This is a genomic window from Amycolatopsis sp. NPDC003731, from assembly GCF_053586895.1.
The window spans coordinates 68,008-74,387 of record NZ_JBSFNC010000038.1 but is presented as its reverse complement, the minus strand read 5'-3'; the positions used below and the strand labels follow the sequence as shown (position 1 = coordinate 74,387).

The following is a 6,380-nucleotide window of genomic DNA, read 5'->3' as shown; positions in this document are numbered from 1 at the left end:
ACCGTGGAACGTGAAGGCGTTTCGGTCTCGCACGCGGCCCGGTTCGTGCTGATCGGCACCATGAACCCCGAAGAGGGCGAACTGCGGCCCCAGCTATCCTCAACCCAGTCGTGCTGCCCGCGACGATCATCATCGGTCTCGGCGCCGGCTGGTGGATGGCCCGCACAACGGCTTCACCTACGTCGAGTCGTACCTCGCGCGGGGCATGGACATCGACGACTTCGCGCCGAACCTGTCGTTCTTCTTCTCCAACGGCATGGACGCGGAGTACTCGGTGCTCGGCCGGGTGGCGCGCCGGATCTGGGCGGTGGCGATGCGCGAGCGCTACGGCGCGAACGAGCGCTCGCAAAAGCTCAAGTACCACGTGCAGACGTCCGGCCGGTCGCTGCACGCGCAGGAGATGAGCTTCAACGACATCCGCACGACGCTGCAGGCGCTGTGCGCGCTGTACGACAACGCGAACTCCTTGCACACCAACGCGTTCGACGAGGCGATCACGACGCCGTCGGAGTCGTCGGTGCGCCGGGCGATGGCCATCCAGATGATCATCAACAAGGAGTGGGGCCTGTCGAAGAACGAGAACCCGCTGCAGGGTTCGTTCGTCATCGACGAGCTGACCGACCTGGTCGAGGAGGCCGTGCTGGCCGAGTTCGACCGCATTTCCGAGCGCGGCGGCGTGCTGGGCGCGATGGAGACGGGCTACCAGCGCGGCAAGATCCAGGACGAGTCGATCCTCTACGAGCGCAAGAAGCACGACGGCTCGCTGCCGATCATCGGCGTCAACACGTTCCGCAACCCGCGCTCGGGGGAGGACGAAGTCGAGGTGGAGCTGGCCCGGGCGACCGAGGACGAGAAGAAGTCCCAGCTCGACCGCCTCGCGGACTTCCAGCGCCGCAACCACGAGGACGCCCAGCAGGCGCTGAAGGCCCTGCGCGAGGCGGCCACCCGCGGCGGCAACCTGTTCGGGGTGCTGATGGACGCCGCGCGGGTGTGCTCGCTGGGTCAGATCACGGAAGCGTTCTTCGAGGTCGGCGGCCAGTACCGGCGGAACGTCTAGCGGCGCCAGAAGGCCGGCCGCCACCAGCAGAGCGTTCCGGGGGCGGTCGGCCACGGCGCCAGGGCGACGCCCTGGGGCTCGAAGTGGTCGACGGCGGGGTCGATGGGCCGCCAGCCCTCGTCGAGCGGTTCGTCCGGGCGGCCGTTCTCGAAGGTGCGGTGCCCGCAGCACGGCCCCGGCCGTCGCGGGTCAACTCGATCGGCGGACCGCCTTCAGCTGCCACACCGGGACCAGGACGCGCCCGTCGGCGTCGGTACCCAGCCGCGCCAGCCGGCCGGGGTCCTGGTCCAGCACCACCCGGACGCTCTCCCGCAGCTCCTCCGGCGTCATCGACGTCGTGTACAGGGTCGGCTCGAGGCGCTCGATCGTCCAATCGCGACCGACCGTCTCCCGCAGGTTGGCCTCGCTGATCAGGTACGGCGCCGGGAAGCCGTCCGGGATCTCCGGCGAGAAAGCGAACAGGTGCAGCGTCGCGCCCGGCCGCGTCGCGCGGGTCAGCGCCGCCAGGTACGCGCGCCGCTCGTCCTCGCTCAAGCAGTGGTACAACGCGCTGTCGAGGACCGTGTCGAACCGGCCTTCGTAGCCTTCGAGCTCGGTCGCGTCGGCCACCGCGAACGTGACGCCCGGCGCGCGCGTGCGGGCCTGCTCGATCGCCGAAGGTGCGCCGTCCAGGCCGGTGACCCGCAGGCCGCGCGAGGCGAGGAACGCGGAGTTGTCGCCCAGGCCGCACCCGATGTCGAGCACTTCGCCGGTGAACTCGCCGGCATCGGCCAGCGCGACGACCGCCGGCTGCGGCGCGCCGAGGTCCCACGGCATCTTGCGGCCCATCGGCGTCGAGCCTTGGTACAGCTCTTCGAAGTCGACGTCCTGTACGTCCATGTCCACCCCTTTATTCAACGTATGATGAGATCACTTCATCCTGCACCCGCTGTCAACCCGGTGGTAGTCCTGGAACCATGAAATTCGGGATTTCGACCTTCGTGACCGACGAGGGCATCCGGCCCGACGTCCTCGGTGCCGCCCTCGAAGAACGCGGCTTCGACTCGCTGTTCCTCGCCGAGCACTCGCACATCCCGGTGAGCCGGGAAACCCCGTACCCGGGCGGTGGCGACCTGCCGCGCGTCTACTACCGCACCCTCGACCCGTTCGTGGCGCTGACCGCCGCGGCGACGGCGACGTCGGAGCTGCTGCTCGGCACCGGGATCGCCCTGCTGATCCAGCGCGACCTCATCCACACGGCCAAGGAGGTCGCGTCGCTGGACCTGATCTCCGACGGCCGCGCGCTCTTCGGCGTCGGCGTCGGCTGGAACCGGGAGGAGATGCGCAACCACGGCACCGACCCGAAGACGCGCGGCGCGCTGATCGACGAGCAGCTGGCCGCGCTCAAGGAGATCTGGACGAAGGACGAAGCCGAGTTCCACGGCGAGCACGTCGACCTCGACCCGATCTTCAGCTGGCCGAAGCCGGTGCAGAAGCCGCACGTCCCGATCTACATCGGCGGCGAGAGCGAAGCCGCCTTGAACCGCCTGGCCAAGTACGGCGACGGCTGGCTGCTGCGCGGCTACACGAAGTACCAGGAGGCCCAGCGCGTCCGCGGCTGGCTGGCGGACCAGGGCCGCGAGGACGTCCAGTTCGCGGTCTTCGGCGGCCCGACGACGCCGAAGGTGATCGACGGCTTCCGCGAGGCCGGCGTCGAGCGGTACACGTTCCTGCTGGACACGCTGCCGGAGGCGGAGACGCTCAAGGCGCTCGACGGGCTGGCGGAGGTGGCCGCCGCCCACCGCTGACGCCCGGCCAGGGGCCCAGCTCCGGGAGGTCGCCGGCGAGGCCGTCGCCGGTGGTCCGTCCCGACAGCCAGGCCGCGAGGTCGCGCACGGGACCGGTGACCTCGGTGTCACCGGTGCCCCACCGGCGGTCGCCGGCCCGGACCGCGACGCCGCCGGGCAGGCGCTCGGCGAGGAAGTCCACGGCGTGGACGGCGAAGTGTTCCGGCCAATCGGCCACGCGAATGCCGACGTCGAGGTCGACGGCGTGGATCCACACCTCGCGCCAGCGCGCGAAGACCGTGCTGGCCAGCTTGCCGTCGCGGTAGTCGACCTGCTGGTCCCAGTCGCGGACCTGGGCCCAGGCGTCCTCCAGGCGGACGGAGTGCCGGAGCAGAGCTCGCCGGTGCTCGTCGGCGGTCCGGCTCGCGGTCGCCTCGATGATGCCGTCGCGGTCGTGCGTGCGGGGATCGTAGAGCGGGACGAGCACGCCGAGCAGGGCCTGCTCGACCAGGTCGGCCAGCGCGCGGCCGGCGTCGGTGACGTGGGCGAGCACGTGCCCGCGCGTCCAGCCGGGCAGCGGCGAGGGTGCGCGGACCCCGGCGTCGGTCAGCGGGTCCAGCGCCCGGTGGAGGCGGCGGTGCGCTTCGGCGACCGCCGCGACCGGGATCACTTGTCCAGCAGCAGGTGTACCGACAGTTCGAGGCGGTTCGCGACGTCGGCCGCCGACGCGCGGCGGGTCACCCAGGCGACCAGGTTCGCCATCCAGACGTCCGCGACGACGTGGAAGATGTCGCGGTCCGCCTCGGTCGGCTCGGCGATGCCCATCGCCTTGGCGAACATGTTCTCCATCAGCCGCCCGACCTGCTCGACCTCGGCCGCGGCGGAGGTGTCGGCGAACATGAACGCGCGCACCATCGCCTCGGTCAGGTGCGGGTCGCGCTGCATCATGCGCGTGTTGCGGCCGAGCACGAACATCAGCCGCTCGGCGGGCGTGTCGCCCGGGATGGCCTGGCGCTCTAGCTTCTCCTGCGCGCGCTCGAACTCGCGGGCCAGCCCGGAGACGAGCAGGTGGATCTTCGAGGGGAAGTACCGGTAGAGCGTGCCGAGGGCGACGTCGGCCTTCTCGGCGACGGCCCGCATCTGGACGGCGTCGTAGCCGCCCTTCGACGCCAGCGCGAGGGTGGCGTCGATGATCCGGCGGCGGCGGTCGCGCTGGGCGGCCGAGCCGAGTTCGTCGGCCCCGATCGCGCTCAGGCCGTTGCCGCGGGCCTTGGTCTTGCCTGGCATCGGCATTCCCCCGTCCTTCGGAACTTGTTCCAGTTCACGACGTAGATTACCTGTCCTGGCGAACCTCGCGACAATTGACCCACTGGCCGAAAAACTATAACACGTTCTACACTCGCCAGTAGTTTGCCGATCCCGCGAGGAGGCCCCATGCCGGTCGCGCTCACCGAGGAACAGGCCGCGCTGGCCGAGGCGATCCGCGCCTGGTCCGCGGCGCACCACCCGCGGGAGGCGGTGCGCGCCGCGGAGACCGGCCCCGGCGTGGGCATCCCGGCCGGCTTCGCCGCGCTCGGCCTGCTCGGTGTCGCGCTGCCCGCGGCGGCCGGCGGGGCCGACGGCAGTGTCGCCGACCTCGCCGCCGGGCTCGCCGCGGCGGCGGAGGAACTCGTTCCCGGCCCGCTGCTGGGCACCGCGCTCGCCGGGTTGCTGCTCGCCGACGTCCCCGAAGCCAAGGAGCTGCTCCCGGCCCTGGCCGAGGGGGAGGCCACCGTCGCGGTCCTGCTGGACGCCCTGTCCCTCGAGGACGGCCTCAGCGGGCCCGTACCCGGGGCGCACCCGGACGCCTGGCTGCTCGTCCCGGTCGAGGGTGGCCACGTCCTGCTCGCGCCCGGCACGCCCGGGGTGAGCGTCGAGCCGCTGCCCGCGTTCGACTTCTCGCGTCCGCTGGCCCGCATCCGGTTCTCGGACGTCCAGGCCGATCTCCTCTCCGTGCCGCCGGCCGACTCACCGGCCGCGATCCTGGCGGCGGCCGAGGCGGCGGGCGTGGCGCGGCGCTGCCTGACCATCGCCGTCGAGTACGCCCGGGTCCGCGAGCAATTCGGCAAGCCGATCGGGGCGTTCCAGGCGATCAAGCACCTCTGCGCCGAGATGCTCTGCCGCGCCGAAGCCGCCGAAGCGCTCGCCTGGGACGCGGCGTCCGGGCAGCACCCGCTCTCGGTGGCGAGCGCGGCCGTCGTCGCCCTCGATGCGGCCGTCGCCAACGCCAAGGACTGCGTCCAGGTCCTCGGCGGCATCGGGTTCACCTGGGAGCACGACGCGCACCTGTACCTGCGCCGGGCCGTCGCTCTGCGGCAGTGGCTCGGCGGATCGTGGCGGCGGCGGGCGGCGTCGCTGGCGCTGTCCGGAAGCGAGCGCACGCTGGGTGTCGACGTCGGGGACGATCCCGCCTTGCGGGACGAGGTGGCGCGGATCGCCGCTTTGCCGTCCGAGGCGCAGCGGGTCGCCCTGGCGGACGCGGGTCTGCTGACGCCCCACTGGCCCGCACCCCACGGCCGGGGTGCCGACGCCGCGGAGCAGCTGCGGATCGACGCCGAGCTGGCGTCGGCCGGGGTCCGCCGTCCGGACCTGGTGATCGGCGCGTGGGCGGTGCCGACGATCCTCGAGCACGGCAGCGACGAGCAGCGGGAGCGGTTCGCCCGGCCCACCCTGCGCGGCGAGCTCACCTGGTGCCAGCTGTTCAGCGAGCCCGGCGCCGGATCCGACCTGGCGGCGCTGCGGACGTCGGCCCGCCGCGTCGACGGCGGCTGGCGGCTGTCCGGGCAGAAGGTGTGGACGTCGCTGGCTCGCGAAGCCGACTGGGGCATCTGCCTGGCCCGCACCGACCCGGACGCGCCCAAGCACCAGGGCATCACGTACTTCCTGGTCGACATGCGCGCCGCGGGGATCACGACGCGGCCGCTGCGGGAGATCACCGGCGAGGCGGTGTTCAACGAGGTGTTCCTCGACGACGTGTTCGTGCCGGACGCCGACGTCGTCGGCCCGCCGGGCGGCGGCTGGCGGCTGGCGCGCACGACGCTGGCGAACGAGCGGGTGGCCATCGGCAGCGGGTCGGCGGTCGGTGAGAGCGTGCAGACTCTGGTGTCCACTGTGGACGCCGACGCGCTGGACGACGTGGCGCTGGACCGGCTCGGCGCGTTGGTGGCCGACGGCGTCGCGGGTTCGGTGCTGGATCTGCGGGCGGCCCTGCGCCGGCTGGAGGGCCAGGATCCGGGCGCGGAGTCGAGCGTCCGGAAGCTGCTCGGCGTGTCGCACCGGCAGGCGGTGGCGGAGTTCGCGCTGGAGCTGGCCGGCGCGGGCGCGTTGCTCGCCGACGGCCCGGCCCAGCACGAATTCCTGCTCACCCGCTGCCTTTCCATCGCCGGCGGCACGACGCAGGTCCTGCGTTCGCTGACGGCCGAACGTCTCCTCGGCCTGCCCCGCGGGTGATGCCCTTCGGCGCCGGGTGAGTTGCGTTGGGCAACGGTGCGAAGGGACCGTTCGCGCCGCCGGGGGCC

At 72.3% G+C, this 6,380-nt stretch carries 5 protein-coding genes and 1 pseudogene; 3 read left to right on the top strand and 3 right to left on the bottom strand.

Features of this window, described 5'->3' with window-relative positions; translation table 11 throughout:
- Positions 1–166: 166 nt before the first annotated feature.
- Positions 167–1,057 (top strand): annotated as a pseudogene (locus ACWDN5_RS18510) (methylmalonyl-CoA mutase family protein); the annotation flags it as partial.
- Between the two features lie 189 nt (positions 1,058–1,246).
- Here ACWDN5_RS18510 and ACWDN5_RS18505 read toward each other — a convergent pair.
- Positions 1,247–1,936: a class I SAM-dependent methyltransferase gene (locus tag ACWDN5_RS18505; RefSeq protein WP_449677167.1), complete on the bottom strand. Its 690-nt coding sequence runs from the start codon at positions 1,934–1,936 to the stop codon at positions 1,247–1,249.
- A gap of 77 nt (positions 1,937–2,013) precedes the next feature.
- Here ACWDN5_RS18505 and ACWDN5_RS18500 point away from each other — a divergent pair, with 77 nt between their 5' ends.
- The gene (locus ACWDN5_RS18500) at positions 2,014–2,844 is read left to right on the top strand and encodes an LLM class F420-dependent oxidoreductase (protein WP_310974791.1); all 831 of its coding nucleotides are present in this window, start codon (positions 2,014–2,016) and stop codon (positions 2,842–2,844) included.
- Here ACWDN5_RS18500 and ACWDN5_RS18495 read toward each other — a convergent pair.
- Entirely contained in the window at positions 2,798–3,493 is a 696-nt protein-coding gene (locus tag ACWDN5_RS18495) for a maleylpyruvate isomerase family mycothiol-dependent enzyme (RefSeq protein WP_449677166.1), read from the bottom strand. The two genes, ACWDN5_RS18500 and ACWDN5_RS18495, sit on opposite strands and share 47 nt — an antisense overlap.
- Positions 3,490–4,116 (bottom strand): cholesterol catabolism transcriptional regulator KstR, encoded by a 627-nt coding sequence (gene kstR / locus ACWDN5_RS18490; RefSeq protein WP_086849903.1) that lies wholly within the window; start codon positions 4,114–4,116, stop codon positions 3,490–3,492. The genes ACWDN5_RS18495 and kstR overlap by 4 nt, the downstream gene beginning before the upstream one ends.
- A 141-nt stretch (positions 4,117–4,257) precedes the next feature.
- Between kstR and ACWDN5_RS18485 the strand changes: the two genes are divergently transcribed.
- On the top strand, positions 4,258–6,312 hold the full coding sequence (locus ACWDN5_RS18485) for an acyl-CoA dehydrogenase family protein (RefSeq protein ID WP_449677165.1): 2,055 nt from the start codon (positions 4,258–4,260) through the stop codon (positions 6,310–6,312).
- The last annotated feature ends 68 nt before the right edge of the window (positions 6,313–6,380 follow it).